The 25224-nt window shown below is 39.6% G+C and carries 17 protein-coding genes and 1 other annotated feature; of the genes, 15 read left to right on the forward strand and 2 right to left on the reverse strand.

Going from position 1 to position 25224, the window contains the following annotated elements; translation table 11 throughout:
- Positions 1 to 81 precede the first annotated feature (81 nt).
- Positions 82 to 801, forward strand: a complete 720-nt coding sequence (gene budA / locus HMPREF2933_RS06770) for an acetolactate decarboxylase (RefSeq protein ID WP_024051915.1) — start codon at positions 82 to 84, stop codon at positions 799 to 801.
- 482 nt (positions 802 to 1283) lie between these two features.
- Here the strand turns inward: budA and fbp62 are convergent, their stop codons facing one another.
- On the reverse strand, positions 1284 to 2933 hold the full coding sequence (fbp62, locus tag HMPREF2933_RS06775) for an Rqc2 family fibronectin-binding protein Fbp62 (RefSeq protein WP_024051914.1): 1650 nt from the start codon (positions 2931 to 2933) through the stop codon (positions 1284 to 1286).
- Positions 2934 to 3051: 118 nt separating this feature from the next.
- Positions 3052 to 3288, forward strand: a binding site (T-box leader).
- A 132-nt stretch (positions 3289 to 3420) separates the two neighbouring features.
- Between fbp62 and trpX the strand changes: the two genes are divergently transcribed.
- Genes trpX through HMPREF2933_RS06790 form a run of 3 tightly spaced genes read left to right on the forward strand, consistent with a single transcriptional unit; the run spans position 3421 to position 6089 of the window.
- The gene (gene trpX / locus HMPREF2933_RS06780; RefSeq protein WP_024051913.1) at positions 3421 to 4425 is read left to right on the forward strand and encodes a tryptophan ABC transporter substrate-binding protein; all 1005 of its coding nucleotides are present in this window, start codon (positions 3421 to 3423) and stop codon (positions 4423 to 4425) included.
- A gap of 42 nt (positions 4426 to 4467) precedes the next feature.
- Positions 4468 to 5334: an ABC transporter permease gene (locus HMPREF2933_RS06785; protein WP_024051912.1), complete on the forward strand. Its 867-nt coding sequence runs from the start codon at positions 4468 to 4470 to the stop codon at positions 5332 to 5334.
- On the forward strand, positions 5331 to 6089 hold the full coding sequence (locus HMPREF2933_RS06790) for an ABC transporter ATP-binding protein (RefSeq protein ID WP_024051911.1): 759 nt from the start codon (positions 5331 to 5333) through the stop codon (positions 6087 to 6089). The genes HMPREF2933_RS06785 and HMPREF2933_RS06790 overlap by 4 nt, the downstream gene beginning before the upstream one ends.
- Positions 6090 to 6104: 15 nt before the next feature.
- On the opposite strand, the gene HMPREF2933_RS06795 is transcribed toward HMPREF2933_RS06790, so the two are convergent.
- Positions 6105 to 6446 (reverse strand): hypothetical protein, encoded by a 342-nt coding sequence (locus tag HMPREF2933_RS06795; RefSeq protein WP_003028044.1) that lies wholly within the window; start codon positions 6444 to 6446, stop codon positions 6105 to 6107.
- An 87-nt stretch (positions 6447 to 6533) separates the two neighbouring features.
- Between HMPREF2933_RS06795 and HMPREF2933_RS06800 the strand changes: the two genes are divergently transcribed.
- From HMPREF2933_RS06800 to HMPREF2933_RS06850, 11 genes are all read left to right on the forward strand, one after another.
- Positions 6534 to 6746, forward strand: a complete 213-nt coding sequence (locus HMPREF2933_RS06800; protein WP_003025304.1) for a YdbC family protein — start codon at positions 6534 to 6536, stop codon at positions 6744 to 6746.
- 200 nt (positions 6747 to 6946) lie between these two features.
- Positions 6947 to 7840, forward strand: coding sequence for an ABC transporter ATP-binding protein (locus tag HMPREF2933_RS06805; protein WP_024051910.1), 894 nt, complete (start codon positions 6947 to 6949; stop codon positions 7838 to 7840).
- On the forward strand, positions 7837 to 9051 hold the full coding sequence (locus tag HMPREF2933_RS06810) for an ABC transporter permease (RefSeq protein WP_024051909.1): 1215 nt from the start codon (positions 7837 to 7839) through the stop codon (positions 9049 to 9051). Before HMPREF2933_RS06805 ends, HMPREF2933_RS06810 begins: the two co-directional genes overlap by 4 nt.
- A 119-nt stretch (positions 9052 to 9170) precedes the next feature.
- Positions 9171 to 12443: an ATP-dependent nuclease subunit B gene (gene rexB / locus HMPREF2933_RS06815; protein WP_024051908.1), complete on the forward strand. Its 3273-nt coding sequence runs from the start codon at positions 9171 to 9173 to the stop codon at positions 12441 to 12443.
- A complete protein-coding gene (gene addA, locus HMPREF2933_RS06820; protein WP_070672704.1) occupies positions 12440 to 16120 on the forward strand; it encodes a helicase-exonuclease AddAB subunit AddA in 3681 nt (1226 codons plus the stop codon). The genes rexB and addA overlap by 4 nt, the downstream gene beginning before the upstream one ends.
- Before the next feature lie 520 nt (positions 16121 to 16640).
- Entirely contained in the window at positions 16641 to 18551 is a 1911-nt protein-coding gene (gene glgB, locus HMPREF2933_RS06825; protein ID WP_024051906.1) for a 1,4-alpha-glucan branching protein GlgB, read from the forward strand.
- A gap of 3 nt (positions 18552 to 18554) precedes the next feature.
- Positions 18555 to 19697, forward strand: a complete 1143-nt coding sequence (locus tag HMPREF2933_RS06830) for a glucose-1-phosphate adenylyltransferase (RefSeq protein WP_024051905.1) — start codon at positions 18555 to 18557, stop codon at positions 19695 to 19697.
- Positions 19687 to 20826 (forward strand): glucose-1-phosphate adenylyltransferase subunit GlgD, encoded by a 1140-nt coding sequence (glgD, locus tag HMPREF2933_RS06835; RefSeq protein WP_024051904.1) that lies wholly within the window; start codon positions 19687 to 19689, stop codon positions 20824 to 20826. The genes HMPREF2933_RS06830 and glgD overlap by 11 nt, the downstream gene beginning before the upstream one ends.
- Entirely contained in the window at positions 20823 to 22256 is a 1434-nt protein-coding gene (glgA, locus tag HMPREF2933_RS06840) for a glycogen synthase GlgA (RefSeq protein WP_024051903.1), read from the forward strand. Before glgD ends, glgA begins: the two co-directional genes overlap by 4 nt.
- A 21-nt stretch (positions 22257 to 22277) precedes the next feature.
- Positions 22278 to 24677, forward strand: coding sequence for a glycogen/starch/alpha-glucan phosphorylase (locus tag HMPREF2933_RS06845; protein ID WP_024051902.1), 2400 nt, complete (start codon positions 22278 to 22280; stop codon positions 24675 to 24677).
- Positions 24678 to 25007: 330 nt separating this feature from the next.
- On the forward strand, positions 25008 to 25208 hold the full coding sequence (locus HMPREF2933_RS06850) for a F0F1 ATP synthase subunit C (protein ID WP_024051901.1): 201 nt from the start codon (positions 25008 to 25010) through the stop codon (positions 25206 to 25208).
- Positions 25209 to 25224: the final 16 nt, after the last annotated feature.

A 25224-nucleotide genomic window follows, 5' to 3' on the forward strand; every position in this document is an offset into this window, starting at 1 on the left:
GTTCAGTATTAGAAAGTAAAAGGCTGGATGTGAGACCTGCTTTTTTCAAGGAAAGATAGTAAAAATTGCCTAGGAGGAGAAATGGAAAAGCTTGTAACATTATTTCACTATAATACTTTGGGGGCTTTGATGGCGGGGCTTTACAAGGGGACGATGACGATTGAAGAATTGCTTCAACATGGCGATTTAGGGATTGGTACTTTAGACTCTATTGACGGAGAGCTGATTGTGCTTGACGGCAAGGCCTATCAAGCCAAGGGGATAGGAGCAAGTCCTGAAGTGATAGAAGTTTCAACAGATAGGACGGTTCCTTATGCTGCAGTGGCTTTTCACCGAGCAGAAGCGTGTTTTCGTCAGGACGTTGAGCTGACTGATGAAGCGTTGAAGAAGCGCATAGAAGCTAGCTATGTCGGGGAAAATCTTTTTCACTCAATTAAGATTCATGGTGAATTTAGCAGCATGCATGTGCGCATGGCTCCAAAAACCTCTCCGGGAAAGAACTTCGCAGAAATCGCAGCTCATCAGCCTGAGTACCAGGTAGAACACATTTCGGGAACAATCGTTGGCTTTTGGACGCCAGAGCTGTTTCACGGTGTCAGCGTAGCTGGTTTTCATCTTCATTTTCTATCTGATGACCACCAATTTGGCGGACATGTTATGGATTTTGTCATGAAAAATGGAGAGGTTGAAATCGGAACGATTGCAGCATTGGAGCAGCGTTTTCCGGTTCAAGACCAAGATTTTCTCGCTGCCAAATTGAATGTGGCGGAGCTAAAAGAAGATATTGAGAAATCTGAATAAAAGGCGGCGGGGTAGGTTTAAGAGACTTACATACACCTTAAATAGTCTGAAATAGAATACAAAGGTTGGAATTCAGTTTCCAACCTTTTTTAGGTCTGTCGCCCCGGTCGACGGAGAGAATAAGACTTGTTTTAGTCTGTCGTCCCGGTCGACGGAGAGAATGGGAATTAGTTTAAACTGCCGCCCACGTCGACGACCTATCTAAGAACTGGTTCACTCCGTCTGAGGGTCGGATAGATTGTCAGAAAAGTGCTTCACTCCGTCCGAGGGTCAGATAGTTTGCCTAAGAACTGGTTCACTCCGTCCGAGGGTCAGATAGTTTACCTGAGAACTGATTCACTTCATCCTAGGGTCGGACAGCCTGCCAGAAAAGTGGTTCACTTCGTTCGAGGTTCGGACAGCCTGCCTGAGAATTAGTTTGCTTCATCCGAGGTTCGGACGTACGAAGAGTCGTCAGAAAAAGGTGCCAGTTAGTAGACACCTTACATCTTCATGGATTTAATTTTGGCTTCATCAGGAGTAACGCGTAGGGTCTTTTGCCCCGTGTAGGTTACAAAACCAGGTTTACCACCTGTTGGCTTGTTAAGTTTTTTGACTTCAATCATATCCACCTGAACGAGATTGGACAATCTCGCCTTAGAAAAGTATGCCGCCAATTCCGCAGCATCTGTCTTGACCTCATCACTTGGTTGCAGATTGCCTGTGATGACCACGTGACTGCCGGGAATATCCTTGGCATGAAACCAGAGTTCCTCTTTTTTCGCCATTTTAAAGGTCAACTCATCATTTTGCAGATTGTTTCGTCCAACCAGAATAACTGTCTGTCCATCAGTAGACAAATATTTCTCTGGTTTTTTCCGTTTTTGGATTTTTTCACGCTGACGTCGACGAATAAAGCCTGTCTGAATCAATTCTTCTCGGATTTCTGTAATTTCTGTGAGATTAGCTTGTGACAAAGCTGTTTCTACACTCTCCAAATATTGAATGGTTTCTTTAGTTTCTTCAATCAGTCCCGTTAAATGCTTGACCGCTTCTTTCAGCTTTTGGTATTTCTTAAAATAGCGCTGAGCATTTTGGTTAGGGGTCAAAGCTTTATCCAACACAATAGTAATTTTCTCGCTTGTGTAGTAATTGTCCAGTTCTACTTGGTCTTGATTGTTTGGAACTTGGTGCAAAAAAGTAGTGAGGAGCTCTCCTTTTTGGCGAAATTCCTCCGCATTTTCAGTCGCGACTAATTCCTGCTCTTGTTTTTTTAATTTCTTGCGATTTTTTTCTAATTCATTCTCCACTCGATGAATCAGTTCACTGGCTTGCTGATTAACACGGTCGCGTTCCGCCTTGTCTTGATAGAAAGCATCTAACAATTGTGATAAACTAGGAAATTCTTTTTGACTATCCTCAAAGAGAATGGGGGTAAATGACTTGCTAGTCAGGGTACCCTGAGTGAAGCTAGCGAAGAAGGCGCGGAAGATTTTTAACTTATCACTTGTTAAGCGCTGGCTGAGTTCGGCTGCTGTATCGCGCCCCAATCCTTGAAATAAGTTTTGTAAAGAACGGGCCGACAAATCCTCTGTATGCAAAATTTCAAATAATTTTTCATCAGAAATCGTAAACGGATTGCGATTATCTGTTTGAGGTGGAGTGACATAGCTTGAACCAGGCAGAATCGTACGGTAACTATTTTGAGAAAAGCCGACATGTTTAATAGCTTCAATAATATTGCCGCTTGCCTTATCCATTAGGATGATATTGCTGTGCTTGCCCATGATTTCGATGATAAGAGTTGCTGCCACGTTATCTCCAATTTCATTTTTATTGGAGACAGAAATTTCTAAAATTCGATCATTCTCGATTTGTGAAATGTTTTCAATTGTAGCGCCTTGTAGATATTTTCGCATAACCATGATAAATGTGGTGGGCACTGCTGGATTTTCAAAGGCGGTACGGGTTAGTTGAATGCGACTAAAAACAGGGTGAGCGGATAAGAGTAATTTGTGATTTTGCCGATTGCTGCGGATTTGCAGCACTAATTCCTGCTCAAAAGGTTGGTTGATTTTTTGAATACGACCATATAGCAACTCTTGCCGCAATTCCTCTGTCATGTGGTGTAAAAAAAATCCGTCAAAGGACATGTTTTTCTCTCCTTGAATGATACTAAAGAAAATTATAACAAAAAATAGCAAGAAAAGGTTGGAAAATTATTGTCAGAAAAGTTTGACAAAATACTTGACTTTTGTTTCAGAAACATCTAAAATAATATCAAATTAGAAAAGTAATAAAATAGTTGTTGGCAGAGAGCTTGTGGTTGGTGAAAACAAGTAGCAGCGTTTTATGAAATTGGGCTAATGGATAGAAGTTGAATTTGAAACGATAAAAATTCGGTGAGCACACCTTACAGTGCAACTTGTTGTTAGACAAGATAGAGATGTGGGAGAAGTCTATTATTTTTCCCATAATTGAGGTGGCACCGCGATTTACGCCCTCACACAAGATGAACTGTGTGTGGGTTTTTCTTTTATTGTTTCATTTCCCTTAAATGGAGGAAAAATATGTTTAAACGATGGCGACTCTGGCTTTTACTCGAATAAAAAATAGAAAAATATGAAATGGATAACAGATATGAAAAACAAACGGTTAATGGGAATGATTGCTCTTTTAGTGGTATTAGTTGTCGGAGGCATTATTTATTCTAGTGTAAATGGCGAGAAAGCACCGAAGACAAACAATACAACCAAAACAGTAAAAGTTGGTGTGCTGCAATATGTCAGTCATCTGTCACTTGATTTGATTTATAAAGGGATTCAAGAAGGATTGGCGCAAGAAGGTTATAAAGGCAAGAAGATCAAAATTGACTTTATGAATGCAGAAGGTGACCAAAGTAAAGTGGCAACGATGAGCAAGCAATTAGTTGCCAATGGCAATGACGTGCTGATTGGAATCGCAACGCCTGCTGCTCAAGGTTTGGCTAGTGCAACGAAAGACAAGCCAATCGTCATGGGAGCAGTGACCGATCCAGTTGGGGCGAATTTAGTAAAGGATTTGAAAAAGCCGGGAGGCAACATTACAGGTGTGTCTGACCACAACCCAGCTCAACAGCAATTGGAGCTCATCAAACAATTAACACCGAATGTGAAAACAATCGGCGTCCTTTATTCAAGCAGTGAAGACAATTCAAAAACGCAGGTAGAAGAATTTACAGCTTTGGCTGAAAAAGCAGGCTATAAAGTGCTTCCTTATTCTGTACCTTCTACCAATGAGATTGCTTCAACCATGAATGTGATGACAGGAAAGGTAGATGCCATTTGGATTCCAATTGACAACACCATTGCTTCGGCTTTTTCAACAGTCGTTTCCAGCAATCAAACGGCTAAAAAACCTATCTATCCAAGTGCGACCGCTATGGTAGAAGAAGGTGGTCTGGGTTCAGTGGTTGTCGATCAAAAAGATCTTGGAGTGGCGACTGGAAAAATGACGGCGAAAATTTTGAAGGGCGCTAAACCAGCAGACACAGCTGTTGAAATCTTTGCTACTGGCAAATCAGTTGTGAACAAAAAAGTGGTTGCTCAGTTAGGAATAACAATTCCAGATGATGTTCTGAAAAAAGCAGGACAAGTCATTGAGTAATCCGATTATAAGAAACGATATTTTAAAAGTTAGGACAACAGTATGATACTTTCAATTGTCTCACAAGGACTTGTTTGGGCTATTTTAGGCTTGGGGATTTTTATGACTTTCCGCATTTTAAACTTCCCTGATATGACAACAGAGGGCTCTTTTCCATTGGGCGGAGCAGTAGCAGTTACGCTGATTAGTAAGGGAATCAATCCTTTTCTAGCAACTGCTGCTGCCATTCTAGCTGGCTGTCTGGCAGGCATGGTAACAGGGCTTCTCTATACTAAGGGGAAAATTCCTACTCTCCTTTCGGGGATTTTGGTCATGACTTCCTGCCATTCTATTATGCTTATGTTAATGGGGCGGGCTAATCTTGGACTTCTTGGAACGAAGCAAATTCAGGACTTTCTACCGTTTTCTGGCGAATTAAACAATCTTCTGACAGGATTGATTTTTGTTAGCTTGGTAATTGCAGCATTGCTCTTTTTCTTAGATACAAAATTGGGTCAAGCTTATATTGCCACAGGAGATAATCCGGATATGGCAAGTAGTTTTGGCATTCACACAGGACGAATGGAGTTAATGGGTCTGGTGCTGTCTAATGGTGTCATTGCCTTAGCTGGCGCCCTTATTGCCCAGCAAGAAGGTTATGCGGATGTATCGCGTGGAATTGGTGTCATTGTTGTGGGGCTTGCTAGTCTCATTATCGGAGAGGTGCTTTTTACCAGCCTGACATTGGCAGAACGCCTATTGACGATTGTTGTCGGTTCTATTTTCTATCAATTCCTGATTTGGGGCGTGATTGCGCTTGGCTTTAATACCAGCTATCTTCGCCTTTATAGTGCGGTTATCTTGGCAATTTGTCTCATGATTCCGACTTTCAAAAATAAATTCTTTAAAGGAGTCAAGTTAAGCAAATGACAGCAATTGTAGAATTAAAAAACGCGACAAAAATTGTCAACATAGGTATTGAGGAAGAAAAAGTTATTTTAAATGATGTTTCACTGGATATTTTTGAGCATGACTTCATTACGATTTTAGGCGGAAATGGGGCAGGGAAATCCACGCTTTTCAATGTCATTGCAGGAACATTACCATTGACGAGTGGCAGCATTTATATTCTAGGTGAAAATGTGACCAGTTATTCACCAGAAAAACGGGCTAAGTATCTGTCACGCGTCTTTCAAGACCCAAAGATGGGAACGGCTCCGCGCATGACGGTGGCAGAAAACCTATTGATTGCTAAATTTCGTGGTGAAAAACGCCGTCTAGTGCCACGCCGTCTGAGCCATTATCGCAAAGAATTTCAGGAGACGATAGACAAAATCGGCAATGGTTTAGAAAAACATTTAGATACGCCGATTGAATTTCTCTCGGGTGGGCAAAGACAGGCTTTGAGTCTTTTAATGGCGACTCTCAAACGCCCTGAGCTGTTGCTTTTGGATGAACATACAGCAGCGCTTGACCCTAAAACAAGTGTGGCATTGATGAGTCTGACAGATGAATTTGTGAATCGTGACCAACTAACTGCTCTTATGATTACTCACCATATGGAGGATGCTCTTAAATACGGAAATCGCTTGATTGTCATGAAAGACGGACAAATTATCCAAGACTTACATCAAGAAGAGAAAGCGAAAATGACGATTGCGGATTATTACAGCTTATTTGAATAAAAAAATTCCAATCTCCTAGCTGAGGTTGGAATTTCTTTTTTGCGCTTCTCTGATAGTGTTGGGAACCAGACGAATCCGCTTAATATCTGAAATACGAATAATCGTTGACATACTTTTCTGGAAGTTTTTGACAATCAATTGCTGGCGCTCTTTGTCATATTTGACAATATCACCCGTAAAACTTTTATCTGAAAAAATGACATGCACACCTGATTTTTTTTGCAAAGCTGTTTCAATCGTCTGCAAAATATTGGCGTTGTCTTCCTCTATCTCTTGTGTATCCTTTTTGTAATTGATAAATTCACTTGCTCGCTCTAAAATCATTTCGAGAAATTTTTTCATAGCTAAATTCTCCATAACTTGTTACAATATATTATATAACAAACTCGCTAAAAAAGTAAATTTTTTACGAATAAATCAAGAAAGAAGAAAAAGGAGACAAAAATGTCAGAATTCAAATTTGAGATAGAAGAAAAGTTATTGGTGTTATCAGAAAATGATAAAGGCTGGACGAAAGAGCTGAATCGTGTGAGCTTCAATGGTGCGCCAGCCAAATACGATATTCGTAGTTGGAGCCCTGACCATACAAAAATGGGGAAAGGGATTACACTTTCCAATGAAGAATTTCAAGTATTAGTGGATGCTTTTAAGGCTTAGTAAAGCGCAAATAGAATCAAGGTAAGAGAGTGAGAGACAGTCAATCTATAAATGGCAGCTATTGATGACTCTCTTTTTGTTGTAAAAAAATAAGAAAATTTTACACAAAAACTTGAAAATACGCTTTCAAAAGATTATACTATTAAATATAGAGATTGTATATATACATATAGTGAGCTTAGAATTTTAGGAGGTTTAGGATGCTTGAAATTCAAAATTTAGAAAAAAGTTTTGGGCAAAAACAAGTTCTATTTGGTGTTGATTTCAAAGCTGAATCAGGACAAATCCTTGGTCTGATTGGGAAAAACGGTGCTGGGAAAACAACGATTTTCCACAGCATTCTGCGTTTTTTAGAATACAGCGGTAGGATTTCTTTTGAGGGCAAAGCTATTTCTCAAGATACTTATCGGGAAATTGGCTATTTACCAGAAGAACGAAGTTTGATGCCTAAGTTGACTGTCTATGAGCAGGTGCGTTATTTGGCGAATTTAAAAGGTGTCTCAAGTGCAGTTGTGAGAGAAAAATTGCCTCAGTGGATGGAACGATTGCAAGTTAAAGGAAAATTGACTGATAAAATCAAGAGCTTGTCAAAAGGAAATCAGCAGAAAGTGCAGCTGATTATTACACTTTTACATGAGCCAAATTTGATTATCTTAGACGAGCCTTTCAGCGGTCTTGACCCAGTTAATACGGAGATTTTAAAGCAAGTTATTATTGAAGAAAAAGAGCGCGGAGCGACCATTATCTTTTCTGATCATGTCATGACAAATGTGGAAGAATTATGTGATAAGATCATCATGCTTCGTGATGGTAAAGTCATTTTGGATGGTAGTGTACAAGAAGTTCGTAATCGCTATGGGAAAACACGACTCTTTGTATCTAGTCCGCTTTCTCAAGCTGAATTAGAGGCGCTTCCTCACGTAAGCAGAGCCAGTCTGACCAATCAAGGAACATGGCGATTGATATTAGATGACGAAACAGCTGGGAAGGACTTGTTTGACTTGCTGACTAAAGGACAATATATTGCAACTTTTGACCAACAAGCTCCAACAATTGATGAAATCTTTAAGTTAGAATCAGGGGTGGAAGTATGAAACAGACGTTAATTGTGATCAAAGAGACTTATCTTCGTCATGTCAAGTCATGGAGTTTTGTCTTCATGGTTCTTTCTCCTTTCATCTTTATTGGTCTTAGTTTTGGAGTTGGGTATCTTTCTTCCATGTCAAGTAGCAATTCTAGCCGTATTGCAGTTGTAACAGACAATGCACAAATCAAGGAAGTTTTAAAAGATAGCAAGAATCTGGACTTCGATTATAAAGATGAAGCAGCAGCCAAGAAAGCTATAAAAGACGGTGATGTCGAGGGGTATTTGCTGCTATCAGAAGCAAGCGGTCAAATTAAAGCAACCTATGTTGCTGATACAGGGATGAATAGCACTACAAAGGCAGCAATTTCACAGAAATTACTACAATTGCAACAGGTTGCAAATATTAGCCAAGCTAATTTATCAGCTAATCAAGTGAAGCTACTTTCAAGAGCTATTGATTTCAAAGAAGAAATTGATGAGAAGAAAGAAGCGAAGAAGGCAACTCAAACGATTGTCGCAACAGCAATTGGTCTTGTACTTTATATGATTCTCCTTGTTTACACAAGCTCAACTGCTCAAGAAATTGCAAGCGAAAAAGGAACCAAGATTATGGAGGTTATTTTCTCCAGTATCAAGGCTTCTGAATATTTCTATGGTCGAATGGCAGGGATTTTTGCAGTTATCTTGACCCATGTCAGCATTTATGTAATCGGTGCAGTGCTGTTGCTTGCTTTTTCAGACCAGATTTCTTTTGTAAAAGAATTCTTAGATGCCAATCCAAATCTGATGAAGCATTTGGGAGAAGCAATTTCCTTTAATACTATTGCTTTCATCACCTTGAGTGTCTTTATGTTTGTGGTCTTATCTGCCTTTTTAGGATCAATGGTGACGAGAATTGAAGACGTTGGGAAAGCTGTTCAGCCTGTTGTGATGCTGATTCTCCTTGGATTTTTTGGAGTGACGGCTCTTGGAAATGCTGGTGACACGATCTTGTTGAAGGTTGGTTCTTATATTCCGTTTATTTCGACCTTCTTTATGCCCTTCCGTGCGATTAACGGTTATGCAAATGGGCTAGAAGCTTGGATTTCATTTACCATTTCCTTTGTCTTTACCTTAGGAATGACAGTTTATATCGGTCGGATTTACTCCAGTTTGATTTTGCAGACGGATGATATTGGCATTTGGAAGAGCTTCAAAAAAGCTTTAGCTTATCATTAAAAATTGTTCTCCACAAGTATTCTTGTGGGGATTTTTTCTTGATAAGGTATGCAGTCAATCTCTGTTGAAAAACTTTAAAAATGATATAATAAGACTATATTTTGACAAAAAGGATGCTCATGAAATTACTTTATACTGATATTCGCAATCCCTTAACGAAGATTTTGGTGAAAGAAGCAGAGCGCTTGGCACAAGCAGGCAAGCGCGTGTTTTATATTGCCCCCAACTCTCTTTCATTTGAAAAAGAGAGGGCTGTTTTGAGTCTTTTAGAAAACCACGCTTCGTTTGCTATTACAGTGACACGTTTTGCGCAGATGGCGCGTTATTTTGTCCTCAATGATGTGCAGCAAGGCAGACCATTAGACGATATTGGTTTGGGAATGCTCTTTTATAAGGTATTATCTGAAATGGAAGAGCATGATTTGCAGGTGTACGGAGGCATTCGGACGGATGTGCAGTTTATTCAGCAATTGGTTGAGCTTTTTCATGAATTGCAAGCTGCTCAAATGACCTTTGCGGATTTAGACTATCTAGATGAGGATGAGAAAAAAGCAGATTTGATCAAGATTTTACAGCTAGTGACGCATCAGCTAAATCAGAGTGAATTTATTTCTGAGTCAAATATTATGGTCTTTGCTAATCATATTACAGCAGGTGATGTAGATAAAGAATTGCAAGGATTGGCTTTGGTCATTGACGGTTTTACACGTTTTTCAGCTGAAGAAGCTTATTTGATCGAGCTTTTGCATAGCAAGGGTGTGGAAATCATTATTGGTGTTTATGCCAGTGAGAAGGCATACCGTGCAACTTTTCGAGAGGGCAATCTCTATCAGGCTAGCGTGGATTTCTTGCGCCATTTGGCAAATGAGTATGAAGTGAAACCTGAATATAGACCTGCAACGCAGCCAGATGATGCTTTTGGGAACATTTCAAAACTGCTAGAAAGCCGTTATGATTTCTCAGATGTTGAGTTGGAATTGACGGAGCAAGACCGCTCGCATGTACAGATTTGGTCGACTGTCAATCAAAAAGAAGAACTGGAATATGTGGCGAAAAGCATTCGCCAGCGAGTTCATGATGGTGCTCGCTACAAAGATATTCGCTTACTTTTGGGAGATGTGGAAGCCTATCGTTTGCAGTTAAAGACGATTTTTGATCAGTATCAGATTCCTTTTTATTTGGGGCGAAGCGAGTCCATGGCACATCACCCTTTGGTGCAGTTTATTGAAGCGTTAGTGCGTTTAAAACGCTATAATTTTCGGACAGAAGATTTGCTTAATCTTGTAAAAACAGGTCTTTATGGTCATTTAAAGCAAGAAGAACTAGACTTATTTGAGCAATATATTCGCTTTGCAGATGTAAAAGGGATTAGTAAATTTTCTAAAGATTTTACTCATAATCAGCATCAAAAATTTGACCTGATTCACATCAATCAATTAAGAAAAAAAATAGTCACTCCGCTTTTGGAGTTTTTAAAATCTCGCAGTCAAACAGCGACAGGTTTGCTTCAAAAATTTCATCAATTTTTAACAACAATTGCTTTTTCTCAGAATTTTGCTGGTTTGGTAGATTCTACGAATCCGCAAGATCAAGAACGGCAAGAAGAAGTTTGGAAAGCTTTTTGTCATGTTTTGGAACAATTTGCCAGTGTCTTTTCAGCCAGCAAGGTCAAGCTAGATGATTTTCTGACTCTAGTGCAGTCAGGAATGCTGTTATCCAACTATCGAACTATTCCAGCAACGGTGGACGTTGTGACCGTTCAATCTTATGATTTGATTGAGCCCTTGTCAAGTCCTTTTGTCTATGCTGTTGGTTTGACCCAAGACTATTTTCCAAAAAATTCCCAAAATAAGAGCCTTTTGTCAGACGAAGACCGACTACGATTAAATGAAGCGACTGATGCGCATTCGGAATTGCTGATTGCTGCTCAGGAAAATCTCCAGAAAAATCGTTTTGTTGCCTTGTCGCTTTTGAATGCTGCAACAGAGAGGCTTGTCCTCTCCACCCCTCAGATTGTCAATGAAATAGAGAACAACATTTCTCCATATTTGTTAGAATTGCATGAACAACCAATTGGGCTGCCGATTGAAGTGAAGCGTTTGCAGGCAACGAGTGATGATATTGGAACTTATCGAGCTCTGCTGGCAAGGGTTATTGAGTTGAATCAAGGGGATATTGATCGGGAGCGTTCTTTGACGGAGAAAGAGCAGACTTTTTGGTCAGTAGCTGTGCGGGTTCTGCGCAAAAAATTGGAAAGCGAAGGTATTTCGATTCCTAATGTAACGTCAAGCCTTGAAACAGAAACCTTGTCAACGCAGACATTGCAAGCTCTTTATCCGCCTCATCAGGCATTTCTACTGTCGACTTCAGCTTTGACAGAATTCTACCGCAATCAATATGCTTATTTTTTGAAGTATGTCTTGGCTTTGCAGGAAGAAATGACGATTCACCCAGATGCGCGCAGCCATGGAAATTTTCTGCATCGTGTGTTTGAAAAAGTCATGCAAGAGCAGTCTAGTGAGCCATTTGATAATCGCCTAGAAAAAGCCATTCAAGAAACCAGTCAGGAGGCAGAATTTAAAACTCTTTATACGGAAAATGCAGAAGCCTTGTTTGCTCACGAAGTCTTGCTGGACACAGCGCGTGCGACAGGGCGTGTTCTAGAAAGAAATGATTTAGTAGAAACCATTCAAGAAGAAGCTGTTTTCGGTCAAGAAGAAACAAATGTTCTAATCTTGTCAGACGGACGCAACCTTCAAATTCGAGGGAAAGTTGACCGGATTGACCGTTTGAGGATAGATGGCAGTCTAGGCGTTGTTGACTATAAATCAAGCGATACGAATTTTGATTTTCAGAAATTTTTCAATGGCTTAAATTCTCAATTACCTACCTATCTAGCAGCTTTGAAACAAGAGTCGTGGATGAATGAAGAAGAGCATGCTTTTGGCGCCATGTATTTGCAGATGACCAATCCACTTGTGCCTTTAGCCAAGACGAAATCGCAAGGCGACGCTGTCAAAGAAGCAATGAAGAACCTAGAATATAAAGGTCTGTTCTTGTCTGAGCAGGCTCGTCAGCTGAATGCTTTGTACGATAAAAAGAAAGTGAATCTGTTGAGTCAAGAGGAGTTGGAGACATTGTTGGCTTATAATGCACTCTTGTATCGCCGTGCTGCTGAGCAGATCTTGGCAGGGCATTTTTACATCAATCCTTATACGGAAAATGGCAGAAGTATTGCACCTTTTGTGGAGCAGTACAAGTCCATTACGGGATTTGAAGCTAACTTTCACCTCTCTAGCACCCGCCATTTGGTTAAGTTAGATAGCCACCCGACAGGTGAAAAGAAGCGTCAAGCATGGATAGAAAAGATGAAGGAGGAGTTAGAAAAATGAGACAGATTCCATTTTTGAGTCAGGAAGAAATCTATGCTTTGCAGGATCAAGAAGCACAGTCTGACAAAGCTCAAAAACGTACACCAGAGCAAATCGAAGCCATTTACTCCTCCGGTCAAAATATCCTTGTATCTGCTTCTGCAGGCTCAGGAAAAACCTTTGTTATGGTGCAGCGGATTATTGACCAAATTCTGCGGGGAGTTCGCATTGACCAGCTCTTCATTTCGACTTTTACCGTTAAAGCAGCCAGTGAATTAAAAGAGCGCTTGGAGAAAGAGTTATCCAAGGTCTTGAAGGCAACAGATGATGAGGAGCTCAAACAGCACTTGGCGCAGCAATTAGCCGATATTCCGAATGCCGACATTGGAACAATGGACTCTTTTACCCAAAAGGTCCTCAATAAATATGGTTATCTCCTAGAATTGGCGCCAAATTTTCGCATTTTGCAAAATGCGAGTGAGCAGTTATTGCTACAAAACGAAGTTTTTGAGCAAGTTTTTGAAGAATTCTATCAATCTGATCAGGCTATTTTATTTAAAAAATTAGTCAAAAACTTTACCGGTCAAAGAAAAGATTTACTTGGTTTTCGAGAGCAGATTTATAAGATTTATGCTTTTTTGCAATCCACCAGTAGCCCAATCGAATACTTAGAACAAGATTTCTTGAAAGCTTACGCTCATGCGGATTTCCAAGAAGAAAAAGCGCAACTTTTAGCACAAACAAAAGAAGCCCTTTTTGACCTAGAAGAATTTTTCCAGTATCATTTGGCGAATGAAGCCAAGGAATTTCCCAAAGCAAAATACCTTGAAAATGTGCAGCGTGTGCTTGATTGTCTGGCAAGTTTACAAGGGCATTCCTCTGAGGAAGCCTATCTCACAACGCTCAATAACATTGTAGAAATATCGCGTGCCAGCAATGGAAAAGCCTTGACGAACAGCGGACGAAAAGAAGAATTAAAAGAAATTATTAACGCCTATAACGAAAAACGCAAAGAAAAAATTCAAGTTTTACGAGATTTGGCAGATCAATTTTATCGCTTTGAATTTCAAGTGACCTATCATGAGGAAGCCAAGGAAATCTTGCTTGTATTGCAGCAATTTATGAAATCGTTTGTGACAAGCTATCTACAACGGAAAAAAGAAGAAAATGCGTTTGAATTTGCAGATATCAGTCATTTTGCCATTCAGATTTTAGAAGAATTTCCTGATGTGCGCCACTTTTATCGGACAAAATACCATGAAGTCATGGTGGATGAGTATCAAGATACCAACCACACGCAAGAGCGGATGCTAGAACTGTTATCAAATGGGGGTAATCGCTTTATGGTGGGGGATATTAAGCAGTCTATTTATCGTTTTCGTCAGGCTGATCCGCAGATTTTTAATGAGAAATTTAAAACCTATCAAGACGATAGCCAGCAAGGGAAATTGATTGTTTTGAAGGAAAATTTCCGCAGTCATGTGGAAGTCTTGGAAGCCACGAATGATGTTTTCAAACGTCTCATGGATGAGGAAGTGGGAGAAATTGATTATAATGAAACGCATTATCTGGTAGCTGGAAATCCTGCTAAAAAAGCACCAAATCCACAATATCAGACGGAATTTCTCATTTATGACGGAACGCTTGAGACGGATAATGAGGAGAATGACAAGGATGTTTCTTCTGTTTCTGCAGGAGAAGTAGCGCTGGTCATTAAGGAAATTATCCGTCTGCACAATGAGGAAAATGTCCCATTTGAAGATATGACATTGCTAACGGCTTCGCGGACGCGCAACGATGTGATTTTATCTGAGTTTGCCAAATACGGTATCCCAGTCGTTTCAGACGGTGGCGAGGATAATTATTTGCAATCTGTAGAAGTTATGGTGATGTTGGATACCCTGCGTACGATTAACAATCCGTTCAATGATTATGCTTTAGTGGCGCTCTTAAAGTCACCAATGTTCACCTTTACTGAGGATGAATTGGCTCGTTTGGCCTTGCAAAAAAAGGTGACAGAAGCTACTTATGTTACTCATCAGGAAAATCTCTATGAGAAATTGAAAAATTCTCTGAGTGGGAACGGTCAACATCCCGAACTCATCACACCTCCTCTTTTAAAGAAAATCCAGCAGTTTCAAGAAATATTGCTGGATTGGCGAGAGTTTGCAAAAATAAATTCGCTCTATGATTTGCTTTGGAAAATTTATCAAGACCGCTTTTATTATGACTATGTAGGAGCCCTACCAAATGGAGCAGGGCGTCAAGCGAATCTCTACGCTCTTACTTTGCGAGCAAATGACTACGAAAAGATGAGTTTTAAGGGCTTGTCGCGTTTTATTGGGATGATTGATAAGATCTTAGAAACTCACAATGATTTGGCGAGTGTCGTCGTTGCGGCTCCGAAGCATGCAGTCCGCTTGATGACAGTTCATAAGAGCAAAGGTTTGGAATTTAAATATGTCTTTTTGCTTAATATGGATAAAGTCTTCAATCGTAAGGATAGTAGTTCTGCTTTGATTATCAGTCGTCAAAATGGCGTCGGCATCAAGTATGTTGCGGACGTAGTGGTAGACGTTGCTGATGAGCTGGCGCCTAATCATGTTCGTTTGTCTATCGATACTCTTCCTTATGAGCAAAATGAGCGTGAGATTCATTTGGCAAGTATTTCTGAGCAGATGCGTCTGCTCTATGTTGCTATGACGCGGGCAGAAAGAAAGCTGTATCTGGTTGGCAAAGGTCGTCAAGAAAGCTTGGAGAAAAAGACCTTCCCTGCTCCTGAAAATGGTCGTTTAGCAGCCTCCATTAGGCAAACTATGACAAGTTTTCAAGACTGGATTTGGGCTTTACAGACAGTCTTTGAGAAAGACGATTTAGCTTTTTCAACACAATTTGTGACGGATAGTGACTTAACAAGTGAGAAAATAGGTCAGTTAAAGCTGAAGGAACGGATTGTCGAGGAGAACTTAGCGCACAATCGCCAGTCTGAGGATATTCGCAGGGCTTTGGATATTTTGGAAAATGTGGACAGGCTAAATACTCAGTATCGAGCAGCCATCCATTTGCCAAGTGTTCGGACACCGAGCCAAATCAAGAAATTTTATGAACCGGTCATGGATACAGACGGTGTTGAGATTATGGAGAAAAAAACTCCAGATTTTATTGGAAAAACTTCTTTTGAACTACCTGACTTTGCTAAAAAAGCCCCTGTTATAGGAGCGCAAATCGGTAGTGCTGTCCATGAACTGATGCAGCGTATTCCTTTAAATCAACTGCCTACAATAGCTATTTTAAAGAAAATATTGGCTCAGGTTCAGGCAGAAGAAACTGTCAAAAAGAAGATTGATTTGCAAAAGATAGCTAGTTTCTTTGAGACAGAGCTTGGTCAACTACTCTTAAAGCAGGCAGATAAAGTTTATCGTGAAGCTCCATTTGCTATGTTAAAGCAAGATCAAGCGAGCGGACAGGATTTTGTAGTCCGTGGAATTTTGGATGGTTATCTCCTACTGGCTGATCGTATCGTTCTCTTTGATTATAAGACAGATCAATATACAAATCCAAGTGAATTAGTGGAGCGCTACCAGGCACAATTAGCACTTTACGCTGAAGCTCTTCGTCGTTCGTATGGTATTGAAAAAATAGAAAAATATCTAGTGTTGTTGGGCGGAGTTCAACTTCAAGTAGTAAAAGTAGACTAGATAGGATTTTTAGAGAATTGGGATGATGAATGCTCCCAATTCTTTTTTACAAAAATAGAATCCTCTATTTCCGAATATTTGAGTTGTAAAAAATAAAAAAGTTCACAAATCATCTTATTTTTTAGAAAAAGTTATTGAAAATTTCAGAAAAATACGGTAAACTAGTATGTAACCAGACGATGGAGGAATGATATTTGAAATTATATCCTGTTGTTGCAATTCAATCTTATAAACTAAATTAAAAGGCGGCTTTGTGTGGCCTTTTTTGTAAAGCTGTCTAGACCTTTATGAAAATTTTCATTTAAAAAAGTTTACTCTTTTATCGACTATTTAGTAGGAATGGAATGAAAAGTTCAAAGTTTCAACAAAATCTAGTTATTTTTGCTAATAGTGGGCATTATTTGAAGAAATGTTCGGTTTTGAGAATTTTTTGTAATAATAATGGAAATTTACTTGAAAAGCAATAGGAAAAATAGTAAAATAGCATCATAGAAAACGCTTACAAAAACGAGGTGAAAAAATGGATAGACAAGAAGCGTTGAGAACTTTTACCACAGGTGAAAATTTCCATTTGCAGCACTATTTGGGGGCTCATCAAGATGAAGTAGATGGGCAAAGTGGCTATACATTTCGTGTATGGGCACCGAATGCTCAGAGTGTGCATCTGATTGGAGACTTTACCGACTGGTATGAAAATCAAATCCCTATGGCACGTAATGAAGGTGGCGTATGGGAAGTGTTTACGGATTTACCTAAGGAAGGAGACATTTACAAATACAACATCAAACGAAGTAGCGGGCAAGAAATTTTGAAAATTGATCCGCTGGCAGTTTATTTTGAAAAACGTCCTGGTACAGGTGCAGTAATTCGGACGATTCCAGAAAAGAAATGGAAAGATGGTCTATGGTTAGCTCGCAGAAAACGTTGGGGGTTTTTCTCACGTCCAGTGAATATTTACGAAGCTCATGCAGGTTCCTGGAAGAAAAATGAGGATGGTAGCCCGTATTCATTTGCTCAATTAAAAGATGAACTGATTCCTTATTTGGTTAAAATGAATTATACTCATGTGGAATTCATGCCACTAATGGCGCATCCACTTGGATTGAGCTGGGGTTATCAGCTAATGGGATATTTTGCACTTGAGCACACGTATGGAACGCCTGAAGAGTTTCGTGATTTTGTTGAAGAATGTCATGTCAATAATATCGGAGTTATCGTTGACTGGGTGCCGGGTCATTTTACTATCAATGATGATGCCTTGGCTTATTATGACGGTACACCTACGTTTGAATATCAGGATCATGACCGTGCCCATAATTACGGCTGGGGCGCTCTTAACTTTGACTTAGGAAAGAATGAAGTGCAGTCTTTCTTGATTTCTAGTATCAAGTTTTGGATTGACTTTTATCACTTAGACGGAATCCGTGTGGATGCTGTTAGCAACATGCTCTACCTAGATTATGATAGTGGTCCATGGCAACCAAATATTGACGGGGGCAATCGCAACTACGAAGGCTATTACTTCCTTCAACGCTTGAACACGGTTATCAAACTGGCTCATCCAGATGTCATGATGATTGCAGAGGAAAGCACGAGTGATACAAAGATTACAGGTATGGCAGAAATGGGTGGTCTTGGATTTGACTACAAGTGGAACATGGGCTGGATGAATGACATTCTGCGCTTCTACGAAGAAGACCCAATTTACCGCAAGTATGATTTTAATCTAGTAACCTTTAGTTTTATGTATGCTTTCTCTGAAAACTTCTTACTGCCATTCTCTCATGACGAAGTGGTACATGGTAAGAAGAGTCTCATGCATAAGATGTGGGGAGATCGCTATAATCAATTTGCTGGTCTGCGAAATCTTTATACTTATCAAATATGTCACCCAGGGAAGAAATTACTATTTATGGGCAGCGAATGGGGACAATTCTTAGAATGGAAATGCGAAGAATCTTTAGAATGGCGTGATTTGGCTGATAATATGAATGCCAAGATGCAGCATTTCACTTCTCAGCTCAATCAGCTTTATAAAGAAAATCGCGTTTTGTGGGAAAATGACTTGAGTTGGGACGGTTTAGAGATTATTGATGCGGATAATACAGATCAAAGTGTACTTTCCTTTATTCGGAAAAATGACAAGGGAGATATGTTAGTTTGCGTCTTTAATATGGCTCCGGTAGAACGCAAAGACTTTACCATTGGTGTTCCGGTAGCAGCCATATATGAAGAAATTTGGAATACGGAATTAGAAGAATGGGGAGGTGTATGGAAAGAGTACAATCAAACAGTTCAGTCTCAAGAAGGCTTGTGGAAGGATTATCCTCAGATGTTGACCTTTACTTTGCCAGCATTAGGGGCAAGTATTTGGAAAATTAAACGTCGTGTGAAATCAGCAAATGGAAGTAAGAAGTCCAAAAAGGAGTAACAGATGAAGAATGAAATGCTAGCTTTGATTCTTGCCGGTGGGCAAGGAACACGCCTTGGAAAACTCACTCAAAGTATTGCCAAACCAGCAGTACAATTTGGTGGACGCTACCGTATCATTGACTTTGCTTTGTCCAATTGTGCCAATTCAGGAATTCATAATGTTGGTGTCATTACTCAATACCAACCATTAGCTTTGAATAGTCATATTGGAAATGGTTCTAGTTGGGGACTGGATGGTATTAACACAGGAGTATCCATTCTCCAGCCGTATTCAGCAAGTGAGGGCAATCGTTGGTTTGAAGGAACTAGTCATGCGATTTATCAAAACATTGATTATATTGATACTATCAATCCTGAGTATGTCTTGATTTTGTCTGGTGACCACATTTACAAAATGGACTACGATGATATGCTTCAATCTCACAAGGACAACAATGCCAGTCTGACGGTAGCTGTTCTGGATGTTCCTTTAAAAGAAGCTAGTCGTTTTGGTATTATGAATACAGATGCCAATAACCGCATTGTCGAGTTTGAAGAAAAACCAGCTGAACCTAAGTCTACTAAGGCTTCTATGGGGATTTATATCTTTGACTGGAAACGCCTGCGTAATATGCTGGTCACTGCTGAAAAGAGCAATGTAGATATGTCTGACTTCGGTAAGAATGTTATTCCAAATTATCTTGAATCCGGCGAAAGTGTCTATGCTTATGAATTTAAGGGATATTGGAAAGATGTTGGAACGATTGAATCACTTTGGGAAGCCAATATGGAATATATTGAACCAAACAATGCTTTAGATAGCCGAGATCGTCAATGGAAAATTTATTCACGTAACTTGATTTCCCCACCAAACTTCCTTGGAGAAAATGCTCATGTAGAAGATTCTTTGGTTGTGGACGGCTGTTTTGTAGACGGAACAGTTAAACATTCGATTCTTTCTACGGAAGCTCAAGTGCGTAAAGATGCAGTTGTAGAAGATTCTGTGATTATGAGTGGTGCTATCATTGGTCAAGGTGCAAAAATCAAACGTGCTATTATCGGTGAAGGAGCTATCATTTCTGATGGTGTAGAAATTGATGGGACAGACGAAGTACAAGTTATCGGATACAATGAGAAAGTGGGGGTACCATCAGATGAAGATTGATAAATATTCAGCAATTTTAGGAAATACAGTTGGATTTCATGATATGTCTACTTTGACAAATCATCGTCCAGTTGCCAGTTTGCCGTTTGGTGGGAAATATCGTTTAATTGACTTTCCATTGTCTAGCCTGGCCAATGCAGGGATTCGGAGCGTCTTTGGCATTTTCCAACAAGATAATATTAGTTCTGTCTTTGACCATATCCGTTCTGGACGTGAATGGGGGCTGTCTGCTCTTTTGAGTCACTACTATCTTGGTATTTATAATACGCGCGTAGAAAGTTCTACTGTTGGTAAAGAATACTACGAGCAATTATTGACCTACTTAAAACGTTCGGGCAGCGATCAAACGGTAGCATTGAACTGTGATGTTTTGGTGAACATCGACTTGAACCAAGTCTTCCACTTACATGGTACAACTGATCAACCGATCACAGTTGTCTATAAAAAATTACCAAAAGAAGAAATTTCCGAAGTCAATGCTGTTTTGGAAATTGATGAAACAGATCATGTGAAAAATCACTATCTTTTTGATGATAAAAAAGATCAGGATTTGTACAACATGTCAACGGATATCTTTGTTGTGGATACACCTTGGCTGATTGAAAAGTTAGAAATAGAAGCACAAAAAGAATTTCCTCAAAAATTACGTTATGTTTTACGTGATTTAGCTGCTCAGGAAAAAGCGTTTGCTTATGAATATACGGGTTATTTAGCAAATATTCATTCTGTCACTTCGTACTTCAATGCCAATATGGATATGCTTGATTCACAAAAATTCTATTCCCTTTTCTCTCCAAATCAAAAGATTTATACGAAAGTAAAAAACGAAGAGCCAACTTATTATGCAGTCGGTTCTAAGGTTTCAAATGCTCAATTTGCTTCTGGCAGTATTATTGAAGGAGAAGTGAGTGGTTCTGTCATTTCTCGTAATACTCGTATTAAAAAAGGAAGTCGTGTAAAAAACAGTATTCTTTTCCCACGTGTCCTTATTGGCGAACATGCTGTTGTAGACTATGCAATCTTAGATAAGGGTGTTGAGATTGCTGAGAATGTGACCGTTCGAGGAACAGTTGATAACCCAGTTGTTCTTAAAAAAGGCGAAAAAGTGACAGAGGATAGAATTCAATGAAAATTTTATTTGTAGCAGCAGAAGGTGCACCTTTTTCTAAAACAGGAGGATTGGGAGACGTCATTGGCGCTCTCCCTAAATCTCTTGTGAAAGCTGGTCATGAAGTGGGTGTCATTCTTCCATACTATGATATGGTGGATAAAAAGTTTGGCGACCAAATGGAAGACTTGTTCCATTTTGAAGTGAAGGTCGGTTGGCGCGGTCAATATGTCGGTGTGAAACGTACAGTTTTAAATGGTGTAACCTTCTATTTTATAGACAATCAATACTATTTCTTTCGTGGTCATGTTTATGGTGATTTTGATGATGGTGAGCGTTTTGCTTATTTCCAAATGGCTGCTGTTGAGTTGATGGAAAGAGTAGATTTCATTCCAGATGTATTGCATGTGCATGATTATCATACAGCGATGATTCCATTTTTAGTGAAAGAAAAATACCATTGGATTCAGGCTTATCATGGTATTCGGACTGTGTTAACCATTCACAATTTAGAATTTCAAGGGCAATTTTCTGATGGCATGCTCTGGGATTTGTTTGGAGTAGGCTATGAGCGTTATGCAGACGGTACCTTGCGCTGGAATAACTGCTTGAATTGGATGAAAGCAGGGATTTTGTATGCAGATCGGGTGACAACCGTATCACCAAGCTATGCGCATGAAATCATGACCCCAGAATTTGGATGTGGTTTGGATCAAATTTTACGAATGGAATCTGGTAAAGTATCAGGTATTGTCAATGGAATTGATACAGATATTTATAATCCAGAAACAGATGCGTTATTGGATCATCATTTTAATAAAGACGATTTATCTGGCAAGTTGGCAAATAAGCGTGCGTTGCAAGAAAAAGTTGGTCTGTTTGTGCGTGATGATGTACCTCTAGTAGGGATTGTATCACGTTTGACTCGGCAAAAAGGCTTTGATTTGGTTGTGGATCAGTTGCACAATTTATTGCAAGATGATGTACAAATCGTTCTTTTAGGTACAGGAGACCCGTCTTTTGAGCAATCCTTTGCTTGGTTTGGTCAAGCTTATCCAGAAAAATTATCTGCCAATATTACGTTTGATGTGAAATTAGCGCAAGAAATTTATGCATCTTGTGATATGTTCTTAATGCCAAGTCGATTTGAGCCATGTGGATTGTCCCAAATGATGGCCATGCGTTATGGAACCTTACCTCTCGTACATGAAGTTGGTGGCTTGCGTGACACCGTTCAACCGTATAATGCCTACGAAGGAACAGGAACTGGATTTAGCTTTAATAATTTCTCAGGCTACTGGCTGAAATGGACGTTTGATATGGCTGTCAGTCTCTATCATAACGATAAAGAAGCATGGCAGTCGCTTCAAAAGCAAGCTATGGAGCGTGATTTCTCATGGGACACCGCTAGTCAGGCCTATAGCCATTTGTACCAATCTCTTTATTCATAGAAGGGAGTTTGCTATTCAGAAATGGAACTAACAAAAGAACAGTTTCTTCAAGATTTTAAAGATATTTTACATGAAGAACAGTTAATTAAGGTAGAAGATGCCACTCCGACAGAGCTGTTTCAAACCTTAGCACGTACGATTCGCAAATACATCACTCCTATGTGGTTGGAACGACGAAACAAATTAGTAGAAGACAATCAAAAAATTGCTTATTACTTTTCGATTGAATTTCTGCCTGGGCGAATGCTGGAAACCAATTTACTAAATCTTGTAATCCTCGATGTTGTCAAAGAAGGCTTTGACGAATTAGGTGTTGATTTTACGGCTGTCAAACAGGCTGAGCACGATATGGCGTTAGGAAATGGCGGTCTTGGTCGTCTTGCAGCAGCTTTTATGGATTCACTTGCAACCACAGGCTATCCGGGATTTGGCAATGGAATCCGCTATCGCTACGGACTTTTCAAACAAAAAATTGTAAATGGATATCAAGTCGAATTGCCGGATGATTGGTTTGGTAGTCTAGGAAACGTCTGGGAAACGCGGAAAGATCATGATGTTGTAGATGTTAAAATCTTTGGAAATGTCTATCTGCAAGCCAACAAAGAAGGGCGAATGCTTCCCGTTTATGAAAATTCGCAAACTCTCCGTGCAGTACCTTACGATGTACCACAAATTGGTTTTGGAAATGACGTTGTCAACAATCTTCGTCTTTGGGATATCGAAATTCCTGAAGAATATGAGCTAGAATATCCAACAATTGAAGCACGCCGCAAAGTACAAGATATCACAGCTATTTTGTATCCAGATGATTCAAGCTATGAAGGAAAAGAACTGCGCTTGATTCAAGAATATTTCATGACCAGTGCCGGCTTGCAGACGATTATCAAATCTTATCGGAAGCAAGGACTGCCTTTAGAGCAAATTCATGAAAAGGTATCGGTTCATATCAATGATACCCACCCAGCGGTTGCACCAGCAGAGTTTATGCGGCTTTTACTTGATGACTGTGGTCTTGAATGGACAGACGCTTGGAATGCAACGGTAAAGACGATGAGTTATACCAATCACACCATTCTTTCAGAAGCCTTAGAAAAATGGGATGCGGAACTCTTTAAAAATGTTCTCCCTCGTGTTTACCAAATCATTCTTGAAATTGATAATCGCTATGTCTCTGAAATGGCTGCGCGTGGCATTGACCCGCAAGTGATTGAGAACACTCGGATTGTCAAAGATAACCAAGTTCACATGGCGCATCTCGCGATTATTGGAGGTCATTCGGTCAATGGGGTGGCAAAACTTCATACAGAACTTCTCAAAGAAGATACGTTGCGTGACTTTTATGTCATTTATCCTGAAAAATTCAATAATAAAACAAATGGTATCATTCAACGTCGCTGGTTGCAAATTGCAGATGAACCATTGTCAAATGAGATTGATCGCTTGATTGGTAACGGCTGGCGGAAAAACATTCATGAACTTCGTAAGCTCTTAGACTACAAAGATGACCCACAAGTTTTGAGTGAATTTTATAATGTCAAGCAAGAAGCAAAGGTGCGCTTAGCAGCTTTCATCAAAGAATCTACGGGAGTAGAAGTATCAACGGAAGCTATCTTTGATGTACAAGTGAAGCGGCTTCATGCTTATAAGCGTCAATTGCTCAATTTGCTCCATATTCTTAAACTATATTGGGATTTAAAAGACAATCCTGATAAAGATATGGTACCACGTGTCTTCATTTTTGGTGCGAAAGCAGCGCCAGGTTATCATTTTGCCAAATCTGTTATCAAATTGATCAACGAAGTGGCTAATCTTGTCAATAATGATGAGAGTCTACAAGGCAAGCTAAAGGTTGTTTTCCTTGAAAATTATCGGGTCAGCTTGGCTGAACTCATCATTCCTGCTGCAGATGTGTCAGAGCAAATATCGCTCGCTTCCAAGGAGGCTTCCGGAACATCTAATATGAAATTCATGATGACAGGCGCCATTACTCTGGCAACCCTTGACGGAGCCAATATTGAAATCAAAGATGAAGTCGGAGATGACAATATTGTAATTTTCGGTATGGACAAAGATGAAGTCTATGACCATTATGCTCGTCATGATTACTACTCACGTGGTGTTTATGAAAGCAATCCTGTGGTTCGCCGTGTGGTGGATAGCTTTGTGGATGGAACTATTCCAAATGTCCGAAATGAAGGTTCTGAGATTTATGAAGCTTTGATTACGCACAATGACGAATACTTCCTTTTGGAAGATTTTGCTTCGTACGTAGCAGCTCAAGAAAAGATTGATCAACTCTATCGTGACAAAGAAAAATGGGCGCGCATGAGTCTTGTTAATATCGCAACGTCTGATAAATTCACATCAGATGATACGATTGAACAATACGCCAAAGAAATTTGGAACCTGAAAAAGGATTAAGTTAGGGGCTGGGATCTATCCAGCCTCTTTGTTGAAAAGTTGCTCATACTTCCTGTTTATTTGACCTATCTAGAGATAGAAAGACTATGATTTTTTGGCAAAACAAAATTTAATAAATAGGAATCGCAGTTTCATATATCAATAGGTTAGCTAGTGGGATCAAGTTCGTTTTACTACTATTCTAAAACCACAATTGTTGAGGATAGCCTACTTTTTTGGAAATTGAAAGAAATCCGTATAAAACGTTTCCAAAAGACAAAAACATTTGACAAAAAGAATTTTTAGGACTAAACTAAGTAAGTAAATTTTAAACATAAAGGAGAATTCATCATGAATTTAACATTTTTTGGATTATGTCTTGCCTGTATGGGTGTTTCGCTCTCTGAAGGTTTTTTAATGGCAAATCTATTTAAATCAGCATCACGTCAACCAGAAATCATTGGTCAGTTGAGAACGCTCATGATCATGGGGATTGCCTTTATCGAAGGTACTTTCTTCGTAACACTTGCGATGTCATTCATCATTAAATAAGAAAAGAAAGTTATCC

It is taken from the genome of Streptococcus sp. HMSC066F10 (assembly GCF_001813805.1).
Lineage (GTDB): Bacteria > Bacillota > Bacilli > Lactobacillales > Streptococcaceae > Streptococcus > Streptococcus vaginalis.

Excerpts from the sequence above, each read along its gene's own strand:
- budA (WP_024051915.1), top strand. The coding sequence starts at position 82 with ATGGAAAAGCTTGTAACATTATTTCACTATAATACTTTGGGGGCTTTG.
- fbp62 (WP_024051914.1), bottom strand. The coding sequence starts at position 2,933 with ATGTCCTTTGACGGATTTTTTTTACACCACATGACAGAGGAATTGCGG.
- trpX (WP_024051913.1), top strand. The coding sequence starts at position 3,421 with ATGAAAAACAAACGGTTAATGGGAATGATTGCTCTTTTAGTGGTATTA.
- HMPREF2933_RS06785 (WP_024051912.1), top strand. The coding sequence starts at position 4,468 with ATGATACTTTCAATTGTCTCACAAGGACTTGTTTGGGCTATTTTAGGC.
- HMPREF2933_RS06790 (WP_024051911.1), top strand. The coding sequence starts at position 5,331 with ATGACAGCAATTGTAGAATTAAAAAACGCGACAAAAATTGTCAACATA.
- HMPREF2933_RS06795 (WP_003028044.1), bottom strand. The coding sequence starts at position 6,446 with ATGGAGAATTTAGCTATGAAAAAATTTCTCGAAATGATTTTAGAGCGA.
- HMPREF2933_RS06800 (WP_003025304.1), top strand. The coding sequence starts at position 6,534 with ATGTCAGAATTCAAATTTGAGATAGAAGAAAAGTTATTGGTGTTATCA.
- HMPREF2933_RS06805 (WP_024051910.1), top strand. The coding sequence starts at position 6,947 with ATGCTTGAAATTCAAAATTTAGAAAAAAGTTTTGGGCAAAAACAAGTT.
- HMPREF2933_RS06810 (WP_024051909.1), top strand. The coding sequence starts at position 7,837 with ATGAAACAGACGTTAATTGTGATCAAAGAGACTTATCTTCGTCATGTC.
- rexB (WP_024051908.1), top strand. The coding sequence starts at position 9,171 with ATGAAATTACTTTATACTGATATTCGCAATCCCTTAACGAAGATTTTG.
- addA (WP_070672704.1), top strand. The coding sequence starts at position 12,440 with ATGAGACAGATTCCATTTTTGAGTCAGGAAGAAATCTATGCTTTGCAG.
- glgB (WP_024051906.1), top strand. The coding sequence starts at position 16,641 with ATGGATAGACAAGAAGCGTTGAGAACTTTTACCACAGGTGAAAATTTC.
- HMPREF2933_RS06830 (WP_024051905.1), top strand. The coding sequence starts at position 18,555 with ATGAAGAATGAAATGCTAGCTTTGATTCTTGCCGGTGGGCAAGGAACA.
- glgD (WP_024051904.1), top strand. The coding sequence starts at position 19,687 with ATGAAGATTGATAAATATTCAGCAATTTTAGGAAATACAGTTGGATTT.
- glgA (WP_024051903.1), top strand. The coding sequence starts at position 20,823 with ATGAAAATTTTATTTGTAGCAGCAGAAGGTGCACCTTTTTCTAAAACA.
- HMPREF2933_RS06845 (WP_024051902.1), top strand. The coding sequence starts at position 22,278 with ATGGAACTAACAAAAGAACAGTTTCTTCAAGATTTTAAAGATATTTTA.
- HMPREF2933_RS06850 (WP_024051901.1), top strand. The coding sequence starts at position 25,008 with ATGAATTTAACATTTTTTGGATTATGTCTTGCCTGTATGGGTGTTTCG.